Origin of the sequence: Filifactor villosus (assembly GCF_042652965.1) — a bacterium.
Lineage (GTDB): Bacteria > Bacillota > Clostridia > Peptostreptococcales > Filifactoraceae > Filifactor > Filifactor villosus.
This window is the reverse complement of record NZ_JBHSHL010000009.1, coordinates 17,680-42,595: the sequence shown is the minus strand read 5'-3', so window position 1 is coordinate 42,595 and position 24,916 is coordinate 17,680. Positions and strand designations below refer to the sequence as shown.

The following is a 24,916-nucleotide window of genomic DNA, read 5'->3' as shown; positions in this document are numbered from 1 at the left end:
TGAACTTATGCAAGCGCCGCTGTACTTCCCAAGGACTTCAGATCGGAAATCGCACTGTCATCAGCCGGCTCTCCGTTTACAATGATGCTGTCCGCCATCAAAGTAGCCTTAGCAGCCTGTACTCTTTCTTCCCAATCTCTCATCCATTGTCCGTCTCCCCATCCGTAAGAGCCGAAGAGAGCAACTTTTTTGCCTGCCAATTTTCCTTCGATCTCACACATAAAGGGCTCCATGCTTTCCTCTTCCAACACTTCATCTCCCATGGAAGGACAACCCATCAAAATAACATCGCTTTGCAAAACAGTATCTGCATTCGCTTCCGAAACTTCAAAAACTGCAATGTCGGCACCGGCAGACTTTGCACCTTCTACAATATAATCCGCCATAGCCTTTGTGTTTCCTGTTCCGCTCCAATATACTAAACTTACTTTGCTCATGATTACACATCTCCTTTTATGGTATAGTTGTTAATATTAAGATAATCATTTTTGGTTATAAATGATAATCATTATCTTATTTTTGATTATATTATACGAAATACAAAAAGTAAAGTATGTTTTTCAGCAAAATTTTAAATTTTTTATTCGATAAATCATTTGAAAATACAAGGTGTTCCAACAACTTGTTTTCATTGATATTTTTTTATCAATTGAAGTCTGTGTCTTATAAATTTTTTTATATTTCTTGTTAATTTTTTCCAAATATAGGTGTATGCTCTTGCCCATCTCATACCATTCCGGTTTAACTCCGTCTTACTGTCGTTAACCGATTGCATTTGCGTCCATACATTTTCCTTCAATCGCAGACTTGATTTGCATAACTGTTTTTCCTCTATAAGACTTTTATTTTTTTGAGTTAAAGATATCGACGATTTGCATTTCATAAAATGTAAAAATGGATGTTCTCCATTGAAAATTAGAATTCTCGATATTTCTATTATACTATTTTTCAATAGAAGTATGGATATATTTATTTTTCGATGACGAAAAACTATGTTGTCTTCTATGGCTCACAGATTGTTTATATCCACTATTCAAAAGAATAGTAGTATTAGAGCGTAACAGAGAATATATCGGTATAAGTAGCCGTAGGATGCAGGACATCGATACCGTTCAAACAGATATGGGTATTCGTATAACTGTAGCATTGCTCTCAAAAAAAAGAGTCCTCTTTTTCCATCTTTTGAAAAAAGGACTCCTTTTTTGGCGTGTTTTGTCTCGCCTGCTCCTATAAGCGAACCTGTCATATAATTCTGTTTCCATTGACCGATTTTACAAGAGAAGTATTTCCTCAAACATACGTACTTCGGTTCTGATTCTATTTTAATAGAAGTACGGTTATATCTTCTTTGACTATAAAAATACATTTTTTGAATCTGGAGAAGTCAAATTTTTCGATATCCACGTTTCAAACGGATGGCAGTATGATATTGTTCTTCACATATCCGTTTTATCGGAGAGACGATAAACCAAAAAACTCCTTCAGAATTGACCTCAAAAATTTTTTTGATACAAACGCAATTGATCCAGCTCTTTTTTCAAACGGTTTTGCAGTGCTCCTGTATTTGGCAACCGACAAACCCTTTATACTACTATTCTTTTGAATAGTGGATATAAATAACCTGTGACCCATAGAAGACAACATATGTTTTTCGTCATCGAAAAATAAATATATCCATACTTCTATTGAAAAATAGTATTATACTATTCTGCGTTTAACATATCAGGTAAATAGAATATATATTTACCGGAAACGTTTTGAGTGATTGTAGAATTCAAGTTTGTCGTACGGACAATTTTAGTATTAGAATGATATATCGTTTATATGCTTGAGGTTTCGATTCGAGAGAAGAACATTCTCTTGCATCCTTCGAGCATTTACACTTTCATATGGTTCGGCATTTAAGCAGATACCTTCCACATGATCATCGCAAGAACACTTTCTTCGGTTATATGATACCCGTCACGCTCGGCATATTGTGAGAGCAGCCTGCTTGTATCCAAGCCTCTATCCTCCCGAATACTTTCCAGGACGAAGGCATACTGTACCTCAATGTCTTCCCTGCTCAGGATATACCTATCCTTACTCCTTAAATAGTGGAGTTCTACATCATAGCCCTTCAACCATAACAAATTGAATATCGACTGTACCGCTTCTCTGTCGTTATGAGGATTATACCCCTGAGGCAACTCGGCTTTTTCCCTCAAAAACCGTGACAGCGAATCCGTATTATGAATATATTGGTTGATGACACAATACCCCTTCGACGCATCAGCCATTTTGTACAAGCCTTCCGGAGTGCGAATCGCAGGGCACATCGATGCAAAGGTCACATCAAATTTTTTCTCCCATTTCAAGTCCGCCAGATTTGCTTTTTCCCACACCAATTTTTCAAATGATATGTTCTTGACTCCGTTTTGCTCGGCATGTTCTTTTGCCAGTGTCAGCATATTTGTGGAGATATCCGTAAGAGTGACATGTTTTGCTTCTTTTGAAAGTGGCAGTGCATATCTTCCGCTTCCACCGCCGATATCCAAGATTTCCGCCTTCTCCAACATCCCCCGCCTTTTCAACACATCTACAACTTCCCTTGTAAACGTCGATCTGTCATTTTTTTGAGCCTCATAAAAATGAGCCGCTCTTTGGTCCCACATTTTTTCCGATTCTTCACTCCCGCTGTTGTTTTTTTGGAGCAAGTTTTCATAATATAGCTGTTCCATGGCCTCTCCTTATCTATCCTAAACAATGCTTTGTACCGTGTTTCGATTCAAAAAACACTCCTTCTCCGTAGACACTCTCTTTATTAAAAGCAACAAAAGGATCTACAACGAAAAGGAGCTCAAACCGATATCTTTATTGTTACCCAAATAAGAACCCTCTTATCAATTTTGTTTTTTTATTGCTCAAACCGTTCAAATAGGAGATATTCTCTATTCTTATTCAGTCGAAACAGGACAACGGACCCGTCTCCTTGGAGCAGGTCACATATCAAAAAACTCTGCGAGAACGAAACACAAAATCCCTATTCTTTTAATGCTTCTCAATCTTTCTTTGTCGTATATACTGCTTCCCAAAATACATTACTGAAAGAGAGACAATTCCGAGGCCTAAAATCAAAAAATTTAAGATTCGATAGACATCGAAAACATAGGAGAAAAAAGCGGAACCGACCGGCATAAAGAGCAGAGATACTGTAAACATAATGCTGAATACCCTTCCCAGAAACTCGGATTCCACTGACAGTTGCACACTTGTCATTACGCTGATATTGAACATTGTAATGAACATTCCCAAGATAAAGAGGGGGACGAGATAGAAAAACTCCGTCTCAAAAAGATTTCTCGAGACGAAAAAGAAGATCATTGCTACCCCTGTCATTCCCAGGTTTAATGCCATTTTAAATCCCAACTTCATCTTCTTATAATCCGCCTTATTCATAAGAAAAGCTCCCAAAATCCCTCCTACCGCACCTGCAACAAGTGCATGACCGTAAAAACCCTTTATCCCCGTTATTTCACTTGTGTAGGGCATAAGCAGATTGTATCCGCTGAGAAAGAAGTTGGAACAAGATGCAAGAAGAACGATATCAAAAAGTTCTCTTCGTTTCCTCACATACGAAAATCCTTCTCGAATTCCTTGAAAAACCTCACAAAACCCTTCTTTTTTCAACGTTTCTTTTTTGGGAAACAGAACTGTGATTCCAAGTTCCAACATCGCAGACGACAAGAAGGTCGCCGCATTGATCCAATAAAGCTGTCGGATACTCAAATGCTCCATCAATACCAAGGCAAGTGCCGGTCCTATAATGCCCGCCAACTCCAAGAATGAACTCACAAGCGAGTTATACCTGCCGATGTGCTCATCGACCATAATCTCCCTTGCAAAAGCCCTGTATGCAGGTGAATTAAAAGAGTAAAAGAAGGCCAAAGCAATGTTTGTTCCCAAAACAAAGTACAGGGCAATAGGCGTAGGTAAAAAAAAGGAAGCCAGAAAACAGACCAAGGCACTGAAAAAATCCGTCAAAACAAGGAGTTTTTTCCGGTCGGAAAGGTCGGAGAAATACCCGCCGATCAGGTTGAACAACACTCCCATAACACTTTGGCTCGCTTGGTAGAAAGCCATGATCTTGGGACTGTTTGCACCGAGCCCCGCAATCCATACACTGTTTGTATAATCAAAAATAATGTCTCCCAGCTTTGATGTCAATGAGCCCGAAAACAAAAGACCCATGTTCTTTACACTCTTCTTTTGGACAAGCTTATTGTTTTTCATAGGATCCCTCACCACTTCAACATTCCAATTTCTCTAATCTCTCTTTCCTCTATGGCCGAAGCTACAAGAGTTTCGATGTCGAGGTTCTCCTCCGCGTTTCGGATTTTTTCCATCTTGGGTTTTGTGGCCGGTCTCTTAGGGAGAAAAACCGTACAGCAGTCTTCTTCCGGAATAATAGAGATATCAAAAGTATCTATTTTTTTCGCCTCGCGAATAATATCTTCTTTATCGAAGGAAATCAGCGGGCGAAAGACGGGAACTTCTTTTACAACGGAGTTGGTCGCCTGCAACCCTTCTACGGTTTGAGAAGCAACCTGACCGATACTCTCTCCCGTAGCAAGACAACTACAGACCGTCTCCAAGGCAAGCTTTTCCGCTATTCTCATCATAAACCGCCTCGAAAGAATGGTCATAAGTTCTTGAGGGCAACTTTCCGAAATTTCCGTCTGAATAGGAAGCAAATTGACCATATGGATACGGATTCCCTCGGTATAAAGAGAAAGCTGTTTGGCAAGACGCTCTATTTTTTCCTTTGCCTTCTCGCTGGTAAAAGGAAAGCTATGAAAATGCACGGCTTCGATCCAAAGACCTCTCTTTGCTATCATATAAGTTGCTACGGGAGAATCGATCCCTCCGGATAACAACATCATCGCCCGCCCGTTCACACCGACGGGAAGTCCTCCGACCCCCTGCTCTTTTTCGCTGTAAATGATGTTGTTCTTCTCTCTGACTTCAACGAAAAGATGGATATCCGGATTCTTAACATCGACTTTGAGAGGATTTTTGGAGTGGGAGAGGATATACGCACCGATGTCTCTCGACATCTCAGGCGAAGTCATCGGAAGGCTCTTATCTTCCCTCCGCGCCGTGACTTTAAAGGTCTTTGCTCCCGTCCTCTCAATCACTTCGTTATAGTGTGCCAAAGCAGTGTCTTTTGCAAGTTGATAACCGCTTTCGGTCTTGATTGAAGGGCTAAACGACATTACTCCGAATACGTTTTTGAGCCTACGCATGATCTCGTCCCCGACTTCTTCCTCGAAATCCACATAGATCCTTCCGTCTCCTTTGTAAACATTGTAACCCTCCAAACCGTGGAAGGCTCTTCTGATATTCTTTATCAGTCTTTTTTCAAAGACCGGACGATTGATCCCTTTGATCGAAACTTCTCCGTTCCTGATTACGATTGAATTATACATTTCTCCTCTTTCCCATCTTCATTATTCTTCTTATTGTAACTACATTTTTTTTCAGAGCTTCCACCACCTTGTCGATTTCTTCCTCGGTAGTTTCTTCACTTAGGGAAAACCTTATCGCACCTTCCTTGATCTCCCTGCCGAGCTCCAAAGCATTTAATACATGGGAGTAGGATTTTTTCGAGGAACAGGCGGAACCCGTCGATACGTAGATCCCTTCCTTCTCCAAGCTATGCAGAAGAATCTCACCCCGAAGTCCCACAAAGGAGAGATTGAGAATGTGGCAGATCCCGTCTTCGGGACTCAGTACCTTCACGAAGTCGATCTCCTCTAAGATTTTGTCCCTGAGTTGTTCTTTTCTCCTTCGGATCTTCTCCGTATGATTTTGAAGATCGGGGTAGAAGAGTTCGATCGCTTTTCCCATCCCATAGATCCCCGGAGTATTGAGGGTTCCCGAACGCTGCCCCCCCTCCTGTCCTCCTCCTACGATGAGAGGAAGAAGGAGAGCTTCTTCGTTGTGATATAAGACGCCGACTCCCTTGGGTCCATGGATCTTATGTGCCGATATGCTTAGAAAATCAATGACTTTGTCATAGAGCTTCAACGGCTGTTTCAAATAAGCTTGGACCGCATCGACATGAATGAGGACATCCTGCTTTTTCTTGACCTGCTTTGCAATCCCGATCACATCGGTCACGCTGCCAAGTTCGTTATTGACAGCCATCAAGCTGATCAGGCAGGTATCTTCTCTCAATGCATCCAAAACCTGCTCCGGTTTTATACTCCCATCCTTCGAGGGTTTGAGATAGGTTACCTCAAAGGATAATTTTTCCATCTTCTTCATCGCCTCCAAGGTTGCGGAATGTTCGGCCATTGAAGTTATGATATGCTTTTTGCGACTGTTTTTGAGTGAAAAGATCGCCGTGTTGATCGACTCGGTCCCTCCCGAAGTAAAAAGGAGTTCCTTAGGTTTGCATCCCAAGGTGTCTGCAATAAGGCTTCTGTATCCTTCGATTTTTCTGGAAATGTCAACGCCACCGTCATAAATGGAGGACGGATTATAGAAGTCCTCTGTCAATGCCGCCTTCATTTCTTCGACCACCTCTTGATAAGGTTTGGTCGTTGCACTGTTATCCAAGTATATCTTCATATCCTCATACCTCCGATCCGAAATAAGTCTCTCTGCAAGAGGAAATTCGCCACCAAACCGACAAAGGTTCCCGTTGCAACCGACACCGCCGCCATCGCCGGAAAATAAACGATGATGGACATATTGCGAATAATAAGCCCCGCCATAATCAATTGTCCGATGTTGAAGGCCAAGGCCCCCATAACGCTGACACCCAAGATGCTGATCTCATACTTTTCCAGATTTTGCATCAAGACCATAGTCATAAAACTGAAGACTCCTCCCGACAAGCTGTAAAGAAAGGAGGAGAAACTTCCCGCAAAAACCGAACCAAGCAAGATCCTCATTAACAAAACAGTAAACGCCTCCTTCCTGCTGACACTGTAGAGGAGAACGACGGTGATGATATTGGTCAGTCCGAGCTTGGCTCCGGGAGCGATGAAATGAAGCCCCGGCATTGTCGATTCCACCAAGTGGAGGATGAGGGAATAGGCTATCATCAGTCCCAAAAATATCAGTTTTTTTGTTTTTCTCAATCCTCTTCCTCCCCGGCTTTAATTTCATTCGATATCCGTCTCACACGAGAATCCGTCAAGACTGTTTGTATCAGCGAATCACACTCAACAGACTGCGATACTTCTCGCGTTCATCCCCTTATCTGTTAAGTTTGACAGGTTGAATTCTTTAAACCATCATCCTCCAAACCGTTTTTCGGTAATGATACCTTCCGCGTACTCGGCATTTTAAATGCAGAGCAGCATTGAATCCCTGCAAAGAAAACACTCTGTTCCGGCATTTTGATATCGCTTATACAAATGATATTTCCATCCCATCTCGGTATCGACTCTCAAAAATTGCCCCCACTCTCTTTGTTTCACATCCAAGGGTAAGGGCAATCTACTCTCCTATTCTTATTACAAAAACTCTTGTTTCCCAGAGCCTTTTCTTATACAAATCTGTAGCAGCGGCATCCTCCGACCTTGTGTCTCTATGAACGTTTATTTGACGATGGCATCCAAACCGCCCTCTTCTTTCTCGAATTTCACCGACTTTACCGTAATATACATCCGATGGGGCAGGGCAACGATCATCTGTCCGTCCTGATCTATAAAACCCATCTTCACACATATCTTTTGTGGAGTATTGGATTCTATGACCTCCACTCCTCCGTCATGAATCCAATAGACCTCATGTCCTCCCTCTCCGTCGAAGAAATCGTACCTTCCCTCAAAGGAGTCATCGATCCGATAAGAGGCCACCACTTCGTTGTTGTGAACCACCTCGATGATTTTTTCCGAACTCCTTCCCCCATAAACGGTAAGGTACATAGTGAATGCCGAAACCAAAAGGATGGCTACAATGATGACAATATCTCCCTTTTTAAACATGGTATCCCCGCTCGTTTAATACCCCGGCTTACCGAGCATCCTGAACATCGTCTTTTTGTACTCTTCGACCCCCGGTTGATCAAAGGGATTGACTGCCAAAAGATAACCGCTGATCGCACAGCTTCTCTCAAAGAAGTAGAGAAGGTAGCCAAGGTGATATTCGTCCCACTTGGGAACATCGATGATGATGTTGGGGACCCCTCCGGAAAGATGAGCTGTAGCGGTAGCCTCCAAAGCGATCCGGTTGACCTCGTCCACGGTTTTTCCCGCAATATAGTTCAAACCGTCCAAATCTTCCTCCACCTCAGGTAGTACAATGTCTGCAGAGGGTTCGTTTATCCTGAGCACGGTTTCAAACAAAACCCTCTTTCCGTCTTGAATATACTGACCCATGGAATGAAGATCCGTCGAGAAAACCGCGGAAGCCGGAAAAATGCCCTTTCCATCCTTTCCTTCGCTTTCTCCGAAGAGTTGTTTGTACCATTCGCTGAGATAAGCAAGACGCGGCTCGTAACTGACGAGGATCTCGATGTGCTTACCCTTGTTATAGAGAATGTTTCGAAGAGCGGCATAGAGCCTGCAAAGATTGTTCTTTCCTTGTTTTTCTCTCATATCCCTCATCGAAGAGCCTGCACCTTCCATGAGCTTGTCAATATCAAAACCCGCAACAGCAATCGGCAACAGGCCTACAGCTGTAAGGACCGAGTAGCGTCCTCCGATGTTGTCGGCAATAACGAAGGACTCATATCCTTCCTTGTCGCAAAGAGTCTTTAGAGCTCCTCTTCTCGCATCAGTGGTGACATAGATCCTCTCCCTTGCCTCTTCTTTTCCGTACTTGCTCTCCAACTCATTCTTCAAGATACGAAACGAAATCGCGGGCTCGGTGGTCGTTCCCGACTTCGAGATCACATTGATCGACCACTGCTTATCTTTAAGAAATTCAACAAGCTGCGCCAGATCTGTTCCGCTTATGGAATTGCCCGAAAACAGAACCTTCGTCTTTGGTTCTCCATACGGATTTTGAAGGGCCTCAATGACCGCCTTCGCTCCGAGGTAGGAGCCTCCTATTCCGATGGTAACAAGGTAGTCGGAATTGCTTTGGATCTTCTGTGCCGCCTTTTTTATCCTTTCAAACTCCTCCCTATCGTAGGAAGCAGGAAGATTCTTCCAACCCAAAAAATCGTTTCCGGCTCCGTCCCCCTCTTCCAGAATGGTTTCCGCCATCTCTGCATACACCATCATCTGCTCTATCTCTTCATCTCCTATAATCCCCTGTGTATATCGATAATCCAAAGAAATCTCTTTCATCTTCGTTGTTTCCTTCCTTTTATTTTACTGTGACAGGAGAGAAACCTCCGTTGAAACCGATCGAACATTCGAGCTTCCTTCCGGGATCGCATGTATCCAAAGCTCATATTGTTTCTATAATTGGTTTTTTTGATCGAAGCTAGATAAAGAGGCTCGATCTGCTCCTGTCTTTCTCAAAATTCTAAGCCTCGGACAACACGGAATCCGCGATATTGAGTGCATGATCCGAAACTCTTTCAAGGTTACTGAACAAGTCCAGGAACATAATTCCGGAACTCGGATTGCATACATTCTGATTCAAGCGGTTGATATGCCCTGTACGGCAGGCCTTTTCTATCATATCGACCTGGTTTTCCAGGCGCAAGGTCTCCTCCGCAAGTTCGGTCTTTCCCGTTTTCCTTGCTTCCAACGCAGTCTCCAGAGACTTGAGCACCTTTTGGTACATAATATCGATATCGATCAAAGCTTCCTCGGAAAACTGAAGATCTTCTTCTATAACATAGGCTGCCAATTCCGCTATATTCTCTGCGTGATCTCCGATGCGTTCAACATTGCTGACTACACTGAACAAGTTGTCTACGATGGTTCTGTCATCAGCCGACAAGGTCGTGTTCGAAAGTTTGACGAGGTAATCGACCAGATCGAGTTGCATCTGATTGATCTGTTTCTCCAGCTCCAAAACGCTCTTAACACTCTCTTCATCTTTATCGACAAAGCCCTTCATCGCACCGACAAGTGATTTCTTCGCAAGTTCTCCCATATTTAGGCACTCCATCAGGGTATTCTCTAAGGCGATGGTCGGCGTCTCCAGCATACGCTCGTCCAAACGGCTCGTATGAACGGCAGAGAGTTCCCCGGCTGTTATAGGCACCAATTTTTCGGCGATTTTGACAATCAGACCCGCAAAGGGGAATTGGATGACCACGTTGATGATGTTGAAAAGCGAGTGTGCATTTGCAATCTGTCTTGCCGTCGAATCAGGGTTGATAAAGATGACCAATTCCCTGATGGGATACATCAACACCATCGAAAACAAGATTGTTCCTATGATATTGAATACCAAGTGCATGATAGCGGCCCTCTGCGCATTCCTGCTGGCACCGATACTTGAGATCAAGGCTGTAGTACAGGTCCCGATATTATCTCCATATAAGATGGGCAGAGCTGATTCCAAAGGAAGCACCCCCTGAGAAGCCAAGGCTACGAGTATTCCTATGGAAGCCGAAGAACTCTGTAAGATCAAAGTCAGAAGAAAGCCCATCAGGATACCGAGGAAGGCATTGTGTCCGAAGTAGACCAAAAGATCGCGGAATCCTTGGTACTCCCTCAAAGGTGCCAAAGAGTCCTTCATAAAATTCATCCCTACAAAAAGAATCCCGAAACCCACAAGTATTTCGGCAAAGTTTTTGGCACGTTTTGTCTTTTTTAACATCATCAATAGCACACCGATTCCAATCGCAACCGGTGCGATCGATTCCAAATCAAAGGACACGAGCTGTGCCGTCACGGTGGTTCCTATGTTTGCACCCATGATGATCCCGATCGCCTGGTTCAACGACATCAAACTCGCATTTACAAATCCCACCACCATAACGGTCGTCGCGGATGAACTTTGGATGACTCCCGTCACAAAGATTCCCACCAGAACGGAGATAAATCTGTTCTTTGTAAGCAGTCCGATAATGTGCTTCATCTTATTCCCGGCAGCCTTCTCAAGCCCGCCCCCCATAAGATTCATTCCGTAGAGAAACATTCCTAATCCTGCAAAAAGTTGCGGAATTATGTGTAGTGCCATAGCATCCTCCCAAGACATTAAAGTAGTTTTTAAAAATTGTATGATATAACCGACTTTTTCGTTTGGTTTTCCACAGGGGTCTCCTTAAAACTGTCAGGGTTCAGGAGGTAATATCCCCTTTTCGCAGGAAAGACAGGGTATCGAGTCTCCCTTCTTGTATGTATGCCAAAAGATACTCCCCTGTTCTTGCCGAAAAAGTCGAATTATAGGTGTCTTAAAATATCTTTTTCTTGAAACTCGTATGCTTCAAAATCAATAATCTCACGTCTCAATATCTCTCTAATCAACGTGTAGCCCTTATCCGCAAGGTTCAATTCGTCCTGTGCCAATTCGACCTTGAGTACGGGTCTGATGTCCAGACTCGCATAGTCCGGATGAACTTCTTGAACCCAAACGACTAAAACACTCTTGGGCATATTCAAGTATATTTTATCATCATTTTCAAAAATATGGAATAAAAACGAGTGATTATATGGAGTGATCTCCGATAAAATCGTATAGCCCATCTTCTCGCACCTCCTAAGCCTCAAACGGCAATATCTCTTCTTGTCTATCGTTTTGCATCGTCTTTTGTGCTGATCTTTTTGCGATAAGGATCCGCTTCGATCAGGACGTTGTTGCTCTGTTTGAGTGATAGCTTGAATTGATAGACATCTTTCATAAACTTCATAATAACGCTCTTATCCTTGAGATAGAGATAGAGTTGCTTGGAATTTCCTATAACACGGATCTCATAAGTAGGAGCGATCTCGGTGTTGTTGATATCGAGGTTGTTGCCCGCAAGCGTGATGCCGCTTTGGTTTCCAACTCTCTGTCCGTTGAGCGAGATCACTTCTGCACCCTGCACCTTAAGCTCATTGAGCAACAGAATCAGAACTTTCTTACTCTCAATAACATGGGCGATATTCTCCCCCGTTCCCGAGTCGATGCGCAAAATGACACCTTCTCCCTGAACGTCATATTCTCCTGTCAAAAGTTTCATTCTGTCAAGTTGTTCTTTGAGTTTTTCGTACGAAGGATCATCGCCCAGATAAAACTGTTGAAGATCACGTTTATCCTTCTCCGCCTTCTTCCTTTCTTTTTTTAAGTAATTGATGGTCAGCTTCTCCCGATTGATCTGATTCGCTAAGACCCTGGTCGTATAGGAGATCTCCCGTTCCGTATTGATCGGACTGTTGATCTGAAAGCTCAAAAGCAGACCTACCAATACCGTAGCCATAAAAAAACCGGATTTGATCTTGATAAGATAGTTTTGTATCTTAAAATCTCTTATTTTCTCCATATCTTTCACAACCTCTTAATATACAGACTACTCTTCGTTTTCTTCCTCACTGTCAATAAGAACGCCATGCTCTTCGTAGATGGCTTTCATCTGCTCCCATACCGCTTCCTGTCCCGTTTTGTTCAGAGAAGAAAGAGGGTAGATCTTTTCTTCCGGCGCAAGTTTCAATCCCTTTCGGATGGCGGAGGTATGTTTCTGTAACTGACTGCGTTTGAGTTTGTCCGACTTAGTGGCGATCACGCTGACCGGAATATTCCAATACTTTGCAAATTCATACATTTGAATGTCGGTATCCTTTGGCTCGTGGCGGATATCGATGAGCAAAAAAAGGTGGATGAGGTTCTTCGATTTGATGAAGTAGTCCTGCATCATCTTTCCCCAATGCTCCTTCTCGGACTTTGACAGTTTGGCATAGCCGTAACCGGGAAGATCCACAAGGTAGAATTGCTCATTGACCATGTAGAAGTTGATCGTTCTGGTCTTTCCGGGGCTTGAACTGACCCTGGCTATACTTCGTCGATTCAGGAGGGTATTGATGGTCGAGGATTTGCCCACGTTGGAACGCCCGACAAAGGCGACCTGGAGCAAGTTGTCTTCAGGATAGTGACGGCTGTCCACCGCACTCAAATTCATTTGAACATCTTTGATTTTCATACTGTCCTCCCTTTAAAAATAGGGGCAGACAGCAAGTTTGTCTGCCCCCCACCTATTCTTTTCTTTAATAAAACAAATCCTTTTGGAGATAAACCCTTACACAGAAAGATCGGGTGATCTCTTCAATCCTTGAGTGAAAGCCGCACAAAACAACAGGATTCAGAAAATCCATTCCCACGAAGACCTTCTTCCTTTGTTTTATTTCCTACCTCTCTCTTTCTTTGATTATTTCAAAGTCCATATTCTCAGCAGAAGGTTCTAAACGGAAGGTCGCGAGCCTATTTCCCCTTGAAACGTCGCACCTCTGCCCTTTGTCTTCTTTGTTTTTTTCTTCGATTTTTCCAAAGAGATATCGAGAACTTCTTCCAAGTGTTCAACCAAATGGAAATGGATCTCATCTCTGACTTCCTTGGGAATGTCTTCGATATCCTTTTCGTTTTCTATCGGTAAGATGATCTCTCTGATATCCGAACGGTAGGCAGCGAGAACCTTCTCCTTGATCCCCCCTACAGGAAGCACCCTTCCTCTCAAGGTGATCTCTCCGGTCATGGCAACTCCGGAACGAATCGGTATCTGTCCCAACGCAGAGATCATCGCGGTAAACATCGATACTCCTGCCGAAGGTCCGTCCTTGGGGATCGCTCCTTCAGGAATGTGGATGTGGATGTCCTTTTCTTTATAGAAATCACCGGAGATCCCGTAGTTTTCGGCGACGTTTCGCAAGTATGAATGACCCGCCTTCGCCGACTCCTTCATCACTTCTCCAAGTTTTCCCGTAAGTTCAAGCTTTCCGCTTCCATTCAACACCATCGCCTCTATATTCAAAGTCTCTCCGCCGACCTGAGTCCAAGCCATTCCGTTGACCGCTCCGATCACAGCTGCCTTATCGGCCTTGGAGTATCGGAATTTCTGTTTGCCCAGATACTTTTGCAGATTTTGTGCATTGATCAAGACATACTTCTTTTTGGGATTCCTCACCTTATCGATGGCACATTTTCGGCAGATCTTCCCGATCTCCCTCTCAAGCCCCCTCACTCCCGATTCCTTCGTATAAGAACGGATGATCTCAAAGAGAACTTCATCGGACATTCTAAGGTACTTCTTACCTAAACCGTTCTCAGCACAGACCTTGGGTACAAGGAAGTCCGCTGCTATCCTGACTTTTTCCTGCTCGGTATAGCCGCTGAGCTCGATGACTTCCATCCTGTCATACAAGGGTCTGGGAATGGTGGACAAGGTGTTGGCAGTCGTGATAAACAGGACCTTCGACAAATCGAAGGGCAGTTCGAGGTAATGATCGACAAAATCCTTATTTTGTTCGGGATCGAGGACTTCAAGCATCGCCGATGCCGGATCTCCACGAAAATCGGAGGTCATCTTATCGATCTCATCGAAGAGAAAGACCGGATTGTTGACCTTAACATCCTTGATGGAAGAAATAATCCTTCCGGGGATCGCTCCCACATAGGTGCGACGATGTCCGCGGATTTCGGATTCGTCCCTGACTCCCCCCAGCGACATCCTGATAAACTCTCGATTGAGTGAACGAGCAACCGATTTGGCAATCGAGGTCTTTCCTACCCCGGGAGGCCCTACCAAACAAATGATCGGCGATTTCAGGTTCTTTGATATCTGCCTTACCGCAAGAAACTCCAAGATCCTTTCCTTTACCTTCTCCATGCCGTAATGGTCTTCATCCAGAACCTTCTGTGCATGGTCGATATCGTTATTGTCCTCGGTACTCTTGTTCCAAGGCAGTTCCAGCACCGTTTCAAGATAGGTCCGTATCACACTGCTCTCCGCTGAAGCCGTAGAAGTCTTGGCATAACGGTTGATCTCTTTTTCTATTTTTTCATGGATGTGATCCGCAAGCTCCAGCTTGTTAAGTTTCTCCCTGTAATCCTGCGCTTCATCGGAGGCACTTTCCTCACCGAGTTCTTTGTGGATGGCGCGGATCTGCTCCCTCAAATAATAATCTTTCTGAAATTGATTGACCTGTTGCTTGACCTGATTTTCTATCTTGTTTTCGATCTCAAGAATTTCGATCTCTTCTAAAAGAACTTCGTAGAGCCGTCTTAATCTCCGGCTTGGAACATACGTTTCCAAAAGTTCCTGCCTGGTCGACTGCTTCAACATAAGATGGGAGATAATGACATCGCAGAACTGACCGATGTCCTCGATTTCGTCAAGGCCGAGCAATACTTCGGGCGTCAACCGGTTGCCTACCATGACATACTGCTCGAAACTTCGCAGGGTCATCCTTCTAAGACCCTTGATATCGAGGGTCTCTTCCTCCTCTTCTTCGGGAAGTTCTATCGTTTCCACAAGGAAGAAGGGATCGTCGGACACAATGTCTTGGATCTGTGCCCTATAGATACCCTCCACCAAAACCCTGAGGGAATTGCCCGGCAGTTTCAGCATCTGTTTGACCTTACACACTGTTCCCGTAGTGTAGACATCTTCCCTCTTGGGTAAGTCCACCTCTGCATTGATCTGGGTGGACAAAAAAATCATCTGATTGCTCTCTACCGCCTCATCCAAGGCCAACATCGACTTTTCTCTACCGACATCGAAGTGGATCACCGTGTAGGGAAACACTGAAAATCCCCTCAACGGTATCATGGGCAGGACAGTCTTTTTTCTTCTCTTCTTTCTCATTCCTAATATTCAGCTCCTCTATATCTTAACTGTCTATCTTTATTCAAAACGGATCTCTTACGCACAGACCGCAGGGGTCCGGACACTTCCTTATGCGGAGATGTCATCCCCTTTCTCAACAAAAACTATCTATATCGAACTTTTTTCAATCTTCTGTCCGAATTTGCGGAAAATTTTTCCAAACACTTCTATTATAACATTTGTTGTCTATCTATTATACCCTTTTTCTCCTTGAAACGAACTATATTTTTTAGTAGCTCTTCTTGTTGTTTCGTCCATTTCTGCAAGGGGTTTGATCTTGCCGATCGGAGGCAAAGCCCTACAGGAAGATGAAAACCCTATTTTACAACAAGTGAAGTCTCTTTAAAACAGCTACGATTCTCTTGCCTTTTCCCATCGAATTCAGGTCTTCTTCGGTCACGACCTTGGCCTTAAAGAGCATAAGAACAAAGAAGACTCCTGCCACCGACATGGCGATCAAGGTGGAAAGTTTCGCTCCTGAAGAGATTCCGAGGTTGTCAACAAGAACAATTCTTCCCGCATACTGCACCGAAAAGGCAATCAGACCCATAGTTACGGAGATCACAAGGGGTCGAAGGATGATCTCGGAGAAATTGAACGAAATGCGAAGCAGCTTTTTTACCGCAATAAAGTCGAGAACGGCTGCCACGATATAGGCGACCAAGGTGCCGATTGCAGCACCCTTGACTCCAAGTTGAGGGTTGGATGTCAGCACGTAGGTCAGAGCGATCTTCAATACAACACCGATTCCAAGGTTGAAAACGGGAACATAAACCTTTCCGATCGCCTGAAGAATGGCTGTCAGCACCTGAATCAGACTCAAAAATACAACGCCGGCCGCAGCGATAAACAAGATCTGTCCCGGCGCGGCACTTGCCTCCTTGGGAAAGAGAAGCGACATGATGGGCTCGGAGAGCGACATCAGTCCGATTCCTGCCGGAAGACCGATCAGAATAGCAAATCTTATCGCAAGAACAGCATTTTTTCGTGCCTTTTCCATCCCACCCTGAAAATATTCGTAAGAGATCACGGGCACTACGCTCATGGCGATCGCAGAGATCACGATGGAAGGCAGGTTCACCATAGTAGTCGCCATTCCGCTGAGCTGCCCCAAGTTGGAGTTGGCCTGCGTTTCGGACATACCGTTCTTCATCAACAACTCGATCACCATATTGGCATCGATGAGGTCCATAATAGGTTTGACCAGAGCGCCTATGATGATGGGAATGGCTATGGAGAGGAGTTCTCTTATGACCTGCGAAGAACCTTCCCTCTCACCCGGGGCGGAGATCAGGTTCTCCTCCTTCATCCTCTGCCCTTCCCTGCGGTAGAGCAAGACGACGGTCAAAGTACCGAAGACGGCACCGACGGTCGCTCCCATCGAAGCTCCTGCAGCTCCGTACTCCAAGCCTCGTTTGACCATAAGAGCTGCAAGGGTGAGACCGATTGCCACCCTGCCTATCTGCTCCGCGATCTGCGATAAGGCGGAGGGGAGCATATTGTTCCTTCCTTGAAAAAATCCCCTGTAAGAAGACATGATAGGAACAAAGAACAGGGCAACCGACAGTGCCCTTAACGAATGTACCGCCTTGGGATTATGCAACATCTTCTCCGCCACAAACTCCGAGAAGAGGAAGAGGCCCAAAGAGGTCACAAGTCCCAATACCGCCATAAAAGGCAGGATGGTCCTGAAGATACGGTTTGCTCCTTTGACGTTTCCCTTCGCCCTTCTCTCAGCGACCATCTTGGAGATCGCTATCGGAAATCCCGAAGTCGCAACTGCCAAAAGCATAACGTAGATCGGATAGGCGGAGCTGTAATAACCCATTCCCGTAGAAGTAATGATCGATACAAGCGGGATCTTAAAGACCGCTCCCAAGACCTTGACAAGAATCCCTGCAAGCCCTAAGATTGCAGCTCCCTTTACAAATGTTTTCTGTTCTGATTGGCTCATAAATATTCTCCCAATTTATCTCTATAACCAAAAAGGCATTTAGTAATTGATACTAAATGTCCTTTGGTTTCTCATCAGTATATAAACAATGTGTTATTTCGTAGAATCCGTAGCTTCGGTGTTTTCTGTTCCCTCAGTATTCTCGGCATTTTGTTCGCCTTCCGCCGGAGCCGATGCTTCCTGATCCGCCTTCGCTTTTTGTTCTCTTTCTTTCGCAATCTCTTCCTCTACCTTCTTGAGGTTCTCTTCACTACGTTCGATCTTCGCCTTTCCTTTCAGCTCTTCAACCAAAGCATTGTATTTGTCATATTCAAGGTTGTCTTTGATGCCTTGTTTTACAGATTCAAAACTTTCCACTTCCGCTTCTTTTTTGTCGATCAACTTGATGATATGGTAGCCGTATTCAGTCTCAACGAGGTCCGAGATTTCTCCCACCTTAAGAGCAAAGGCAACCTCACTAAATTCGGGCACCATTCTTTTTTTGTCAAAGTAACCCAGATCTCCACCCAGTTTCGCCGAACCCGGATCTTGAGAATGTTGCTGTGCAAGCTCGGCAAAGTTTTTTCCACTCTTTGCCTGCTTTAAGATCGCTTCGGCTTCTTCTTTCTTTTTCGCCTTTTCTGCATCCGACAAAGGAGCTTGTGTCGCTTCATCCCTTGTAGATATCAAAATATGAGATGCCTTTACCTCGGACTTGGTGAAGTCTTCGATGTGCTCATCATAGTATTTCTTGGCTTCCTCGTCGCTGACCTTGCTCTCTTCCATCTTTTTGTCAAAGAACTTTTGGATCGTCTTATCCTTTTTGATCTGTCCCTTGAGGTACTCGTCATCGATCTTGTTTTCGTCCATCATCTTTTTGAAGGCTTCCTGCTGTTTCAAAGTGGCACTCAATTCTTCAAAATCTTTTTCAACCTCTTCATCAGTAACGGTGATACCTTCCTCCGTTGCTGCCTCCTCAAGCACCTTATCCGTGATCATCTTCTCATAGATCTCTTCCTGAAACTTCTGAGCAAAGGTCACACCCGGTTCGATCTCCATCTCCCATACCGTCGGACCGAACTGGAGCTCGTATGACGGGGAATAGAGGGAAAGTGTCCTCTTAAAATCATCCTTTGTAATTACCTGTCCGTTCACCTTGGCCAACTGGTCCGCACTTCCGCCGCCACAAGCGGAAAGCATGATGACGGAAGCAAGTGTTAATGCTGCGGTTTTCAAAAATCGTTTCACTCTGCTTCATCTCCTATATCTTATTTTTGTTCTTCTATTTCAATCTTAACTATTATATCACCTTTTGCAAGATTTAAGAATATTTTTTATCAAATCTTCCCAAATGTTACCATCTTGTAATCGTCTTTCCTATTTTTGTTCTGAAATGCGTTTTTTCAGAATAACTTGCTTACATAGCCGGAGCTTGTTGAAAGTGTTCCAGAAACGTTACTATATCTCCTATCAAAGCATCATCGGTTTTCCCTTGAAATGCTTTTTTTGCCATGATCTTGTTTTCCCTTCCCACAAAGTAGACCATTTTGTTTCTTTCGTAGATTTTTATGATATGGCACTTGGAGGCAATCGATCTCAGATAGGCGATGTTCATCAGGTTGATGACCGCCTGAGGCACATCGGCAAACCTGTCGATGAGCTCATCGAAAAGCTCATCATAGTCTTCACGAGATTCTATGGTCGCGATCTTCTTGTAGATATCAATCTTTTCCATTTCTTCTTCAATATAGTGGTTGGGGATGTACGCGTTCGTCTGAAAGTGAAGCTCGGTTTCGATTTTTTCTTCCACCTCTTCTCCCTTGTACTTTCGGATGGCCTCATCCAACATCCTGATATAGAGTTCATATCCGATGTTGGCAATATGACCCGACTGCTTTTCTCCGAGCAGACTGCCCGCTCCCCGTATCTCCAGATCCTTCATCGCCACCTTAAATCCCGCTCCGAATTGGGTAAACTCCTTGATGGTCTTGAGTCGTTTTTCCGCGATCTCGGTCAAGACCTTATCCTTCTCGTACATAAAGTAGGCATATCCCTGCCTGGAGGAACGTCCGACCCGCCCCCTCAGCTGATAAAGCTGAGAAAGACCCATCTTGTCGGCATCGTAGACAATCATCGTATTGGCATTGGAGATGTCCATCCCTGTTTCAACGATGGTCGTCGAAAGCAGGACGTCGTACTCCTTGTTCAGGAAATCTATCATAATATTCTCCAGCTTTGCCGGTGTCATCTGACCGTGAGCGACCGCGATAGACGCATCGGGAACGAGTTCGGAGAGCAGACGATGGATCTTTTCGATGGTTTCGACCCGATTGTAGACGAAGAAGACCTGACCTCCACGTGCCAACTCTCTCTCAATGGCATCGGCAATGATCCCGCTCTTGGCTTCGGTCACATAGGTTGCGATCGGACGACGCTCCTGAGGCGGCTCATTCAAAACACTCATCTCGCGGATTCCGGACAAGGACAGGTGCAAGGTCCGCGGAATGGGGGTCGCCGAAAGCGTGAGGCAGTCGATGTTTGTCCGAAGTTTTTTGATGGCTTCTTTTTGTTTTACTCCAAAGCGTTGTTCTTCATCGACGACGATAAGGCCCAAGTCCTTGTATTTGATTTTGTCCGAAAGGATCTTATGCGTGCCGACAACGACATCGATCAAGCCTTTTGCCAGACCCTTAAAGGTCTCTTCGACTTCCTTCTTGCTTCTAAAACGGCTGACGAGCCCGATCTTGATCGGGTAGTGCTCAAATCGGTTCTTGAGTGTGATGTAATGTTGCTGTGCCAAGATCGTCGTAGGAACCAAAAAGACCACCTGCTTGGACTCCATGCAGGCCTTGAAGATCGCCCTGATCGCAACCTCGGTCTTGCCATAGCCAACATCTCCGCAGACCAGTCTGTCCATGACCCTGTCTTTTTCCATATCCCTCTTGACCTCTTCAATGGCCTTGAGCTGATCTTCGGTTTCTTCATAGGGAAACTCGTTTTCGAACTCTCTCTGCCAAGGGGTGTCGGGGTCGAAGGCATGACCTTTCTCGTTTTCTCTGATTGCATAGAGTTTTACGAGATCTTCCGCGATCTCTTCCAACTCTCTCTTGGTCTTGGCCTTTGACTTCTTCCATTCGGAGGAGCCCAACTTACTCAACCGGTAAGCATCGCCCGCCCCCGATCCGACAAAACTCTGTACCTTGTCCATCTGCTCCAGAGGAACGTAGAGGCTGTCTCCCCCGTAGTAAGCGATCTTGATATAGTCCTTTCTTATCCCGTCAAACTCCTTTTGTTTGACTTCGATAAACTGTCCTACTCCATAGGCCTCGTGAACGACGTAGTCCCCCGGCTTCAATTCGATGAAGTTCTCAATCTTCGTGCCTTCATACTTCTTCTCGGTCTTCTTTCTTTTGCGTTTGATCACACGGAAGATGTCGTTGCCCGTATAGAAGGCGAGTTTGGAGTCGGTGAACAAAAATCCTTCTTCCAAAAAAACACGAGACATATAAACCTTCGGTTCATCAGGGCAATACTTACCGTGTTCACCCAGACTTTCAAGGGCGACCTCGCTATCCAAGAGTTTCCTGCGTATATTATCATAACTGTTTTCGTTATCGTCCAAGATCAGGACCGTATAACCTTCCTTCAGAAGGTATCGGACCTCATCGACAAAGTCGTTGATCCTCCCTTGAAAAGAGAGACTCTCCCTCGTCTCTGCCTGAATAAGAGCCTTGGATTTGAAATAGATCAACCTCTTGGCGAGGTAGGAATGTAGAAGAAGCCTCTTATCTTGCAGAAGTTGTTCGACAAAACTCTTGGAAAACAACATGGCTCCGAACTGCTTGAGAGCTTCATCGCGTTCCAACGCATCTTTAAAATCAGTGGCAAAGAGCTCCGCTTCATTTTCCAGGCGTTCCATGACACGGTTGGAGTCCGAGAGAATGATGAGGTCGTCCTCCCTAAAGTAGTCAAGAAGGCAGGATGCCTTCTTCGCATACAAAATATCCGCGTATTTATAAAGGCCTTCAAAATAACTCTCCACCTTGAGATGTTCGATCTCTTGAAGGAGCTCTTCGTTCTTGGTTTTGAAGACAGGCAGCTTCATATCCTGCGTATAGAGATGAAGAAGAGCGGGCACGATATCGACTTCTTCCCTATTTTGGATCGACTTTTGACTGATGGGATCAAATTCACGGATGGAGTCCACCTCATCATCAAAGAACTCGATCCTACAAGGATGTTCCATTGAGGGAGAGTAGATATCAAGGATACTTCCCCTCAGGGCAAACTGTCCTATACCCTCCACCCTGTACTCTCTCACATATCCGATGGAGATCAGGGCTTGAACCAGCTCATCCCTGTCATAGCTCCTCCCTCTTTGGAGAGAGAGCTTTCTGTTCAAAAAACTCTGTGGCTCCATATACTTTCGAAGCAACTCTTCGCAGGAGAAGACCGCTACATCATAATCTCCTTCCAAGACCTTGTTCAAGGAGGAAAGCGTGTTTGCCTGTTTTTGATTGTCTCGTGCATCGATGTGGTAGAACAAGATGGGCTCGGATTCGAAGTAAACGACTCTTAATCCCTGTTTCTCAAGTACACTGACCGCCTCCTGAGCCTCCTTCCCGGTTGCCATAATATAGATGAGGCCCTGCCTTCTTTTGCGATTGAGATAGGCGAGATGAAAGAGTTTTTGGTTAGGCAGAAACCCGTAGATGCTTATAGGAAAATTTGCCTTCCAAACCGCTTCATCAATCTGATGGAAGGAGAGAATATGCTGTGATATCGAATGAAGTTCTTCCATGGTTGCCTCCTATCCGTTAAACCGATTCATTGCCGCATCGATCTTCTCCCTGATCGCCGTCTCGATCGCATCCGCACATCGCTCGATCGATTCGGCAACAGCAGGGATCTCGTCTTTGGAGAAGTTGGAAGTAACATAATCCGCCAGATTCGCCCTGCGATGTTCTCCCGATATCCCTATTCGAAACCTCGGAAAGTCATCGTATCCGCAGAGGTAGATGATATTTCTCATTCCATTGTGAGTTCCGGAACTTCCCTGTTTGCGGATCCTGAGCTGCCCTACCTGCAAGTCGATGTCATCGTAGATAACAAACAACTTGTCATGAGAAACCTTGTAGAAGTCCATCACTTCTCTTACAGACTGACCGCTCAAATTCATATAGGTCTGAGGCTTGACAAGGATGATTTTTTCGCCTCCTATTCTTCCTTCTCCGATCGATGCCTTAAACTTCAATTTGTTTACCTTTATCTGATGTCTTCTCGAAAGTTCGTCCACTGTCAAAAAACCGATGTTATGTCTTGTTCCCTCATACTTTGAGCCGGGGTTTCCCAGCCCTACAATAATATACATTGTCATCCTCCCACGCCAAAAGGAGCCTAAATTCAGTGATAGGCCCCTTGACTTCTTACTCTTCTACTATTTGGATCGCATAACCGATCAATTCTTCCACACGCTCGTGCTGTCCGCTTAGATACAAATATCCGACGAGAGTCTCCAGACCGGTCGCATAGCGATAATCCGATATGCTCGCATTCTTGGGAGCCATCGAGTGTTGGTTCCTCCCTCTTCTGACCCAATCCCTCTCCTCCTGTGTCAGTATATTCCTATCCATAAGAGTTCGGATCACGTTTGCCTGGCTCTCCGCCTTGACAAAGGCCACCGCCTTCCGATGGATTTCGTGAATCTTCAAGGTCGGGAAAGTTCTTACAATATGCTCTCTCACATAGATCTCATAGACCCCGTCACCCATAAATGCGAGGTTGATAGGATTGACCTGATTCAAGGGAAAGTCGCGCACTGCTAGTCGATTTTCTTCCATGTAGTCCCCTGCCTTGTATCCAATAATTCCACACCCATCTCCTTAAGCTCATCTCTGATCCTGTCCGCTTCCTGATAGTTCTTCTCCTTCTTTGCGGAGTTACGCTGTTCAATAAGCTCCAGGATCTTTGCCTCATCAACATCGGCGGATCTCTCCTTTTGAACAATGTTCAAAACTCCAGTAAGCTCTTCAAACACATCTTTCATCAGGGCCAAAAACTCCTTGGAGCTGCCCTCGTTGGCATGGGTGTTGATATATTTGGCGAGTTCAAACACCGCCGTGATTCCGTCCGCTGTGTTCAAATCATCGTCCATCGCTTCAATAAACTGATGACGGAAAGCCTCGACCTCTTCTTTTTTGCCTCTTTCATCCTCCGTCATCGCTCCCTCCGCCTTCTCCACGAGGAAGGAAAGTTTGTTCTTCGCATTATATAGACGGTTCAACCCGTTTTTCGAAGCATCAAGCAGTTCCTGACTGAAGTTGACAGGGTTTCGATAGTGGGCACTCAAGAGGAAAAACCTTACGACCTCCGGATCGACCTTCTCAATGATCTCGCGGACCGTAAAGAAGTTGTTCAAAGACTTGCTCATCTTTTGATTGTCGATATTGATATATCCGTTGTGCAGCCAATAATTTGCGAAGACTTCGCCTGAGCGACCCTCACTTTGTGCAATCTCGTTCTCGTGGTGAGGAAAGGTCAGATCCTGTCCGCCCGAATGAATGTCTATCGTATCTCCCAGATACTTGCGACTCATGACCGAACACTCGATATGCCATCCCGGTCGACCCTCTCCCCAAGGAGAGTTCCAACCGATCTCACCTTCTTTTTTCTTCTTCCAAAGAGCGAAGTCCGTCGGATTGTTTTTCCTCTCATCCACACCGATCCTTGCACCGGCCTCCAGCTCCTCCATGTTCTGTTTGGAAAGTTTGCCGTATTCGTCAAAACTCTTGGTATCATAGTACACATCTCCGTCCACCTCATAGGCGTGACCCTTGTCGATCAGTTCCCGGATAAACTCTATAATATCCTCGATACATTCGGTCACCCTCGGATGAACGCTTGCCCTCTTGATACCCAGCTTGTCCGCATCCTTGAAGTATTCCTCAATATACTTGTTCGCAACCTCAAGAGGCGTGATTCCCTCTTCGTTTGCACGGTTGATGATTTTGTCATCCACGTCGGTAAAGTTCTGAACAAAGGTTACCTCATATCCTCTGTATTCCAGATAAGTTCTAAGCGTATCAAAGATGATAAACGGGCGGGCATTTCCGATATGAAAATAGTTGTATACCGTCGGACCGCAAGAATACATCTTGACCTTACCTTGCTCAAGAGGTACGAATTCTTCTTTTTTTCCTGCAAGAGTATTATAAAATCTCATTGTTTTCACCTCTACTGTGTTATTACATATCTATTTTATTATAAACTACATGGATTTTTTT

The 24,916-nt window shown here is 44.8% G+C and carries 19 protein-coding genes; all 19 read right to left on the bottom strand.

Going from position 1 to position 24,916, the window contains the following annotated elements; translation table 11 throughout:
- Positions 1-5: 5 nt before the first annotated feature.
- The gene (locus tag ACFO4R_RS02885; protein WP_379787499.1) at positions 6-437 is read right to left on the bottom strand and encodes a flavodoxin; all 432 of its coding nucleotides are present in this window, start codon (positions 435-437) and stop codon (positions 6-8) included.
- Positions 438-1,901: 1,464 nt separating this feature from the next.
- Entirely contained in the window at positions 1,902-2,720 is an 819-nt protein-coding gene (locus tag ACFO4R_RS02880; protein ID WP_379787498.1) for a class I SAM-dependent methyltransferase, read from the bottom strand.
- Between the two features lie 310 nt (positions 2,721-3,030).
- Positions 3,031-4,272 (bottom strand): MFS transporter, encoded by a 1,242-nt coding sequence (locus ACFO4R_RS02875; RefSeq protein ID WP_379787497.1) that lies wholly within the window; start codon positions 4,270-4,272, stop codon positions 3,031-3,033.
- 8 nt (positions 4,273-4,280) lie between these two features.
- Positions 4,281-5,468 (bottom strand): tRNA uracil 4-sulfurtransferase ThiI, encoded by a 1,188-nt coding sequence (thiI, locus tag ACFO4R_RS02870; protein ID WP_379787496.1) that lies wholly within the window; start codon positions 5,466-5,468, stop codon positions 4,281-4,283.
- Positions 5,461-6,615: a cysteine desulfurase family protein gene (locus ACFO4R_RS02865; RefSeq protein WP_379787495.1), complete on the bottom strand. Its 1,155-nt coding sequence runs from the start codon at positions 6,613-6,615 to the stop codon at positions 5,461-5,463. The genes thiI and ACFO4R_RS02865 overlap by 8 nt, the downstream gene beginning before the upstream one ends.
- Positions 6,612-7,130: a Gx transporter family protein gene (locus tag ACFO4R_RS02860; RefSeq protein ID WP_379787494.1), complete on the bottom strand. Its 519-nt coding sequence runs from the start codon at positions 7,128-7,130 to the stop codon at positions 6,612-6,614. The genes ACFO4R_RS02865 and ACFO4R_RS02860 overlap by 4 nt, the downstream gene beginning before the upstream one ends.
- A gap of 462 nt (positions 7,131-7,592) precedes the next feature.
- Positions 7,593-7,982, bottom strand: coding sequence for a NusG domain II-containing protein (locus ACFO4R_RS02855; protein ID WP_379787493.1), 390 nt, complete (start codon positions 7,980-7,982; stop codon positions 7,593-7,595).
- A gap of 15 nt (positions 7,983-7,997) precedes the next feature.
- Positions 7,998-9,290 (bottom strand): glucose-6-phosphate isomerase, encoded by a 1,293-nt coding sequence (locus ACFO4R_RS02850; RefSeq protein WP_379787492.1) that lies wholly within the window; start codon positions 9,288-9,290, stop codon positions 7,998-8,000.
- Between the two features lie 181 nt (positions 9,291-9,471).
- The gene (locus ACFO4R_RS02845) at positions 9,472-11,085 is read right to left on the bottom strand and encodes a Na/Pi cotransporter family protein (protein WP_379787491.1); all 1,614 of its coding nucleotides are present in this window, start codon (positions 11,083-11,085) and stop codon (positions 9,472-9,474) included.
- 203 nt (positions 11,086-11,288) lie between these two features.
- Entirely contained in the window at positions 11,289-11,591 is a 303-nt protein-coding gene (locus ACFO4R_RS02840; RefSeq protein ID WP_379787490.1) for a hypothetical protein, read from the bottom strand.
- Between the two features lie 44 nt (positions 11,592-11,635).
- Complete coding sequence (locus ACFO4R_RS02835) at positions 11,636-12,367, bottom strand: DUF881 domain-containing protein (RefSeq protein ID WP_379787489.1); 732 nt, start codon at positions 12,365-12,367, stop codon at positions 11,636-11,638.
- Positions 12,368-12,394: 27 nt separating this feature from the next.
- Positions 12,395-13,021 carry a ribosome biogenesis GTP-binding protein YihA/YsxC gene (gene yihA / locus ACFO4R_RS02830; protein WP_379787488.1) on the bottom strand — a complete coding sequence of 209 codons (627 nt, stop codon included), beginning with the start codon at positions 13,019-13,021 and terminating at the stop codon, positions 12,395-12,397.
- A 258-nt stretch (positions 13,022-13,279) separates the two neighbouring features.
- Positions 13,280-15,679, bottom strand: coding sequence for an endopeptidase La (lon, locus tag ACFO4R_RS02825; protein WP_379787487.1), 2,400 nt, complete (start codon positions 15,677-15,679; stop codon positions 13,280-13,282).
- Between the two features lie 343 nt (positions 15,680-16,022).
- Positions 16,023-17,654 (bottom strand): putative polysaccharide biosynthesis protein, encoded by a 1,632-nt coding sequence (locus ACFO4R_RS02820; protein ID WP_379787486.1) that lies wholly within the window; start codon positions 17,652-17,654, stop codon positions 16,023-16,025.
- Positions 17,655-17,747: 93 nt separating this feature from the next.
- Positions 17,748-18,881 carry a peptidylprolyl isomerase gene (locus tag ACFO4R_RS02815; protein WP_379787485.1) on the bottom strand — a complete coding sequence of 378 codons (1,134 nt, stop codon included), beginning with the start codon at positions 18,879-18,881 and terminating at the stop codon, positions 17,748-17,750.
- Between the two features lie 169 nt (positions 18,882-19,050).
- The gene (gene mfd / locus ACFO4R_RS02810; protein WP_379787484.1) at positions 19,051-22,434 is read right to left on the bottom strand and encodes a transcription-repair coupling factor; all 3,384 of its coding nucleotides are present in this window, start codon (positions 22,432-22,434) and stop codon (positions 19,051-19,053) included.
- 9 nt (positions 22,435-22,443) lie between these two features.
- Positions 22,444-23,004, bottom strand: a complete 561-nt coding sequence (gene pth / locus ACFO4R_RS02805) for an aminoacyl-tRNA hydrolase (RefSeq protein ID WP_379787483.1) — start codon at positions 23,002-23,004, stop codon at positions 22,444-22,446.
- Positions 23,005-23,059: 55 nt separating this feature from the next.
- Positions 23,060-23,473, bottom strand: coding sequence for a Mini-ribonuclease 3 (locus ACFO4R_RS02800; protein WP_379787482.1), 414 nt, complete (start codon positions 23,471-23,473; stop codon positions 23,060-23,062).
- Complete coding sequence (gene cysS / locus ACFO4R_RS02795) at positions 23,455-24,855, bottom strand: cysteine--tRNA ligase (protein WP_379787481.1); 1,401 nt, start codon at positions 24,853-24,855, stop codon at positions 23,455-23,457. The genes ACFO4R_RS02800 and cysS overlap by 19 nt, the downstream gene beginning before the upstream one ends.
- Between the last annotated feature and the right edge of the window lie 61 nt (positions 24,856-24,916).

What these genes read in the sequence shown, in the direction of transcription:
- ACFO4R_RS02835 (WP_379787489.1), bottom strand. Translation starts at nt 12,367, where the DNA reads ATGGAGAAAATAAGAGATTTTAAGATACAAAACTATCTTATCAAGATC.
- mfd (WP_379787484.1), bottom strand. Translation starts at nt 22,434, where the DNA reads ATGGAAGAACTTCATTCGATATCACAGCATATTCTCTCCTTCCATCAG.
- ACFO4R_RS02865 (WP_379787495.1), bottom strand. Translation starts at nt 6,615, where the DNA reads ATGAAGATATACTTGGATAACAGTGCAACGACCAAACCTTATCAAGAG.
- yihA (WP_379787488.1), bottom strand. Translation starts at nt 13,021, where the DNA reads ATGAAAATCAAAGATGTTCAAATGAATTTGAGTGCGGTGGACAGCCGT.
- ACFO4R_RS02845 (WP_379787491.1), bottom strand. Translation starts at nt 11,085, where the DNA reads ATGGCACTACACATAATTCCGCAACTTTTTGCAGGATTAGGAATGTTT.
- ACFO4R_RS02840 (WP_379787490.1), bottom strand. Translation starts at nt 11,591, where the DNA reads ATGGGCTATACGATTTTATCGGAGATCACTCCATATAATCACTCGTTT.
- ACFO4R_RS02800 (WP_379787482.1), bottom strand. Translation starts at nt 23,473, where the DNA reads ATGGAAGAAAATCGACTAGCAGTGCGCGACTTTCCCTTGAATCAGGTC.
- ACFO4R_RS02820 (WP_379787486.1), bottom strand. Translation starts at nt 17,654, where the DNA reads ATGAGCCAATCAGAACAGAAAACATTTGTAAAGGGAGCTGCAATCTTA.
- lon (WP_379787487.1), bottom strand. Translation starts at nt 15,679, where the DNA reads ATGAGAAAGAAGAGAAGAAAAAAGACTGTCCTGCCCATGATACCGTTG.
- ACFO4R_RS02850 (WP_379787492.1), bottom strand. Translation starts at nt 9,290, where the DNA reads ATGAAAGAGATTTCTTTGGATTATCGATATACACAGGGGATTATAGGA.
- ACFO4R_RS02880 (WP_379787498.1), bottom strand. Translation starts at nt 2,720, where the DNA reads ATGGAACAGCTATATTATGAAAACTTGCTCCAAAAAAACAACAGCGGG.
- thiI (WP_379787496.1), bottom strand. Translation starts at nt 5,468, where the DNA reads ATGTATAATTCAATCGTAATCAGGAACGGAGAAGTTTCGATCAAAGGG.
- ACFO4R_RS02875 (WP_379787497.1), bottom strand. Translation starts at nt 4,272, where the DNA reads ATGAAAAACAATAAGCTTGTCCAAAAGAAGAGTGTAAAGAACATGGGT.
- pth (WP_379787483.1), bottom strand. Translation starts at nt 23,004, where the DNA reads ATGTATATTATTGTAGGGCTGGGAAACCCCGGCTCAAAGTATGAGGGA.
- cysS (WP_379787481.1), bottom strand. Translation starts at nt 24,855, where the DNA reads ATGAGATTTTATAATACTCTTGCAGGAAAAAAAGAAGAATTCGTACCT.
- ACFO4R_RS02855 (WP_379787493.1), bottom strand. Translation starts at nt 7,982, where the DNA reads ATGTTTAAAAAGGGAGATATTGTCATCATTGTAGCCATCCTTTTGGTT.
- ACFO4R_RS02885 (WP_379787499.1), bottom strand. Translation starts at nt 437, where the DNA reads ATGAGCAAAGTAAGTTTAGTATATTGGAGCGGAACAGGAAACACAAAG.